Below are 250 nucleotides of genomic sequence, written 5' to 3' on the forward strand. Positions count from 1 at the left end.
TGGGTTTTTTATTGTTTTTTTTTTTTTTGGCTTTGGCTTTTTAAAATTCCAACGGCCCGGTGTGGTTTTTGGGTTGTTTTTTGGGGGTTGGGGTTTTTTTTTTTTTTTTTTTTTGGGGGTTTTTTTTTTTTTTTTTTTTTGTTTGTGTTGGTGTGGGGGGGGGGTTGGTGTTTTCTTTTTGTTGTGTTTTGTTTGGGGGGGTTGGGGTTTGGGTTGGGGGGGGGGGTGGTTTTGTGGTGGTACGGACCGT

The 250-nt window shown here is 41.2% G+C and carries 1 protein-coding gene; it reads right to left on the reverse strand.

Annotation, left to right across the window (positions count from 1 at the left end):
• A partial coding sequence (locus QCD68_RS17550; RefSeq protein WP_301223898.1) for a hypothetical protein occupies positions 1–250 on the reverse strand: 250 nt, incomplete at both ends.

Origin of the sequence: Curtobacterium sp. PsM8 (assembly GCF_030433875.1) — a bacterium.
GTDB lineage: Bacteria > Actinomycetota > Actinomycetes > Actinomycetales > Microbacteriaceae > Curtobacterium.